This window comes from Parasynechococcus sp. (genome assembly GCF_042954245.1).
In the GTDB taxonomy this organism is placed as follows: Bacteria; Cyanobacteriota; Cyanobacteriia; order PCC-6307; family Cyanobiaceae; genus Parasynechococcus.
Genome location: NZ_JBGKDP010000018.1, coordinates 1 through 2,647 on the forward strand (window position 1 = coordinate 1; position 2,647 = coordinate 2,647).

A 2,647-nucleotide genomic window follows, 5' to 3' on the forward strand; every position below is an offset into this window, starting at 1 on the left:
ACTTCTACAACGCCAGGGTGATCGCAGCGTTGAGTGATCAGCAGATCGTCGACACCCTGCTGGATGAGCTGTTGCCCCAGCCGGTGCCGGGCTTTCGGCTTGCCCAGGTGCTGGAGTTTGAAGTGCGGCGTTACCCGGGCTCGGTGTCGTTGTTTTCCCCCGACAGTTGCAACCAACGGCTGCCGTTGCAAACATCATTTGCGTCTGTGGTCTGTGCTGGCGACTGGGTGCGGATGGGCGAACGCGAGCACGGTGCCAGGAACGGGCCTACGTCTGCGGCCTCGAGGCCGCCAATGCCTCGTTGCGCAGTGGGGTACTGAAGGGGCCGGATGCATCCACCCATCAAGAGCATTCGGTGCGTCCGATCCGTCCGGAAGAACCCCAGGTACTGTTGGGCCGGGCCCTCAACAAGCTCGTGATGGATCCCTTGGAGACTTTGGGCATCCGTTTGCCTTGGCTGGCCTGAGCTCAGAAATTCAGTTGGCCTGAGAGCCAGAGCTCCTGCCAAGACCCCGCGACTGAGGCATTCAGCGCCATCAAGAGGGTTACGCTGATGCCACCCAGGGTGAGCCCCACCCCCATCATGATCAGGGCAGTCAGTCCTTCCGCTTCGGTGAGCGGTTGCTTTTCGAGAAAGCGACGCTTGGCCATGGCTGCTGATCCGATGCACCCGTTCTGCATCGGATCAAGGGCACTTGGCAACTGGCCGTATCACTCATTCATGCAGAGCTCCGGGGGGATGACTCAGCGTTGCTTAGGTTGCTGGCCTGCGCTTGACGCCGCCCCGATGAGTTTCATCATGCAGCCATGACTGGTTTGATTTGTGGCCTGACCGCCCTGTGGCTCCACGCCTGGTGGTGTTGCAGAACAACCAATTCGCCTGCGGTCAAACGCAGCTGGCCCTACGTGCGGTCTTGGGAAAACAGTGCCGATCTTTATGAAAGGCCCTGTCGCCGCCGCCCTCATCTCAGGGCGCGCACGCAACTCCGTGCACGCAGCCGCCGCATCACTGGCAGAACTTCGATGTTAGTAGCGCAAGTTACTGAAAACGCTTAGACTGGCTTGTCTGGATTTTTCCGTTGAACAGCAGCCAATCGGTCGAGGCCAGGAGTGAGAAGCGTCGTCAGCAGCTGATGGGACTGTCGTTTGTGGCTGCAGCGGTTGGTGTTCTGGCGTTGTTGACGATCCGTCTCGGCTCCTGTTGCTCTTGGGTCGGTTCGCACTGACCTTTTCGGGCTGGTAGCTGGTGGTCAGTGGTGTCAAGTGCCTCGGCAAGGCTCAGCGGCTACCAGATGTGGTGTCTATAGCCCTTGATTGTGGATGCAGGGCCGGTATGTTTCTCTTGTTCCCCATTACCTGGCTTCAGCCCATGCGGCTGAGGCTTTTTTATTGACTCATCGCAGGAAGTTGTATCCGAGTACACCATATTCCGATTGTCTTAAGTGACATCGCTTGGTTGCAACGGCCACATCGACACCACGTTCTTTAAGCTGAAAAAACACGTCTTTTCTTGATGTCTCCTGCTGAATTGTCGAGCATCAAATGGGAGCAAGATGGGGAAATGTCTGCGCAAGACACCTGGGATCTAGTGAAAAAGCTCACCAAGGTGGAAGAGCAAGACAAGGCATCAAACCTGTTGCATTTGTCGTCGAAACACAGCCACTCCAAGCGGTCCAATCGCCGCTGAATTCTACTCCTTCCTTTTGCAGGCGGTCTGATCGTTGATCTAATCGTGAGTGAGGTCGTTCTTCCTGACTCAGTTGTTGGTGGCAAAGGTTGGAAGACTTCTTGTTTCGAGTTGATTCCCTCATTTGAGGGATGGACCGTTGTGTTGATGGGTTGGCTAGGGGTGTCTTCAGCCGATCTAGGATTTTGCGCTCCCTCGATAAGGACCTACAGCTGCCTTGACCAACAAACTCATCGGCGGCGGTGAGGAGTGGTGCTCTCTGCCAGGGTTTGGACTGCCGGCGATTAAGGCACGCGTCGATTCCGGCGCTGCAACCTCGTCGTTGCATGCCTTCAATATTGTCCCCTTCCAGAGGAATGGTGAGCTGTGGATCAGTTTTGAGGTGCATCCGCTCCAGAACGACCGCAGTGTGGTGGTGCGCCATGAGGCGCCGGTGCTGGAGCAACGCGGCGTGCGCAACACCAGTGGCATCTCGGAAACCCGCTATGTGATTCGGGAAGAGTTGGTGCTCGGCGAGCAGCGTTGGCCGATGAAACTCACCCTCACCAACCGGGATGCGATGGGCTACCGGATGTTGCTGGGTCGCGAGGCAATGGTGGGGCGCGTGCTTGTGGATCCTGAGGGGAGCCATCAACTGGGTGACGTTGAACTGAACCGGCACAGCTGGAAGCGATGTATGCGTCCTTGCGCACCGAACGCACGGGCCTCCGCATTGCTCTGCTCGCCTCGGATCCAGAGCTTTACAGCAACCGTCGACTGCTCTGGAGGCCGGTGAGGAGCTCGGACACCGCATGGAATTCCTCAACGTCAAGCAGTGCTACATGCGGCTTGATCCGCAGAACCCCGAGATGCATTATCAGGGCGGCAATGTGCTCGAGCGGATCGATGCAGTGATCCCTCGCATTCGTCCGAGTGTCACCTTCTACGGATGCGCAATCACCCGTCAGTTTGAGTCGATGG

Annotated in this window: 2 protein-coding genes and 2 pseudogenes; 3 read left to right on the top strand and 1 reads right to left on the bottom strand. The window is 57.4% G+C overall.

Annotated features, from left to right (window positions below; translation table 11 throughout):
- Nucleotides 1-466: pseudogene (locus tag ACGVJ8_RS00675) on the top strand (zeta-carotene desaturase); the annotation flags it as partial.
- Nucleotides 467-468: 2 nt separating this feature from the next.
- Here ACGVJ8_RS00675 and ACGVJ8_RS00680 read toward each other — a convergent pair.
- A complete protein-coding gene (locus ACGVJ8_RS00680) occupies nucleotides 469-651 on the bottom strand; it encodes a hypothetical protein (protein WP_392345022.1) in 183 nt (60 codons plus the stop codon).
- A 1,253-nt stretch (nucleotides 652-1,904) separates the two neighbouring features.
- Between ACGVJ8_RS00680 and ACGVJ8_RS00685 the strand changes: the two genes are divergently transcribed.
- Together ACGVJ8_RS00685 and ACGVJ8_RS00690 are read left to right on the top strand one after the other, a co-directional pair.
- Nucleotides 1,905-2,462 carry an ATP-dependent zinc protease gene (locus tag ACGVJ8_RS00685; protein ID WP_392345023.1) on the top strand — a complete coding sequence of 186 codons (558 nt, stop codon included), beginning with the start codon at nucleotides 1,905-1,907 and terminating at the stop codon, nucleotides 2,460-2,462.
- Between the two features lie 46 nt (nucleotides 2,463-2,508).
- A pseudogene (locus ACGVJ8_RS00690) lies at nucleotides 2,509-2,647 on the top strand (30S ribosomal protein S6 modification protein); the annotation flags it as partial.

Coding starts and splice junctions, on each gene's coding strand:
- ACGVJ8_RS00680 (WP_392345022.1), bottom strand. CDS start 651: ATGGCCAAGCGTCGCTTTCTCGAAAAGCAACCGCTCACCGAAGCGGAA.